Source organism: Entomohabitans teleogrylli, from assembly GCF_001484765.1.
In the GTDB taxonomy this organism is placed as follows: domain Bacteria; phylum Pseudomonadota; class Gammaproteobacteria; order Enterobacterales; family Enterobacteriaceae; genus Entomohabitans; species Entomohabitans teleogrylli.
The window spans coordinates 1-396 of sequence record NZ_LLXO01000116.1 but is presented as its reverse complement, the minus strand read 5'-3'; the positions used below and the strand labels follow the sequence as shown (position 1 = coordinate 396).

General features: G+C 63.4%; 1 protein-coding gene. It reads left to right on the top strand.

Annotation, left to right across the window (positions count from 1 at the left end; all coding sequences use genetic code 11):
- Window positions 1-396 (top strand): fimbria/pilus outer membrane usher protein (locus tag AQ981_RS25495; RefSeq protein WP_154675994.1); only part of this gene is annotated, 396 nt, incomplete at both ends.

Genomic DNA, 396 nt, shown 5'->3' with positions numbered 1-396 from the left:
CAGGGCGGCACGCGGCTGATGGTCAGCACTGATGGCGTCGGCGGGGTGCCGGTGGGCAGTCAGGGCTATACCAACGCCTTTGGTATCGCGGTCATTCCCGGGGTGCCGAACTACTTCCGTACCCGCGCCGAGATTGACGTGAACCGTCTGCCGGACGATGTGGAATCTGCCGGCTCGCCAATTGCGGAACTGGCCCTCACCGAAGGGGCGATCGGCTTCCGGCGCTTTGATGTGCTGAAGGGCGCCAAAGTGGTGGCGATTCTGAGTAAGGAAGACGGCAGTCATCCGCCGTTTGGCGCCACGGTACATAACGCCAGGTCGCGCGAACTGGGAATGATCAGCGACGGCGGTCTGGCCTGGCTGACCGGGGTGAACCCGGATGAACGTTTAACCGTG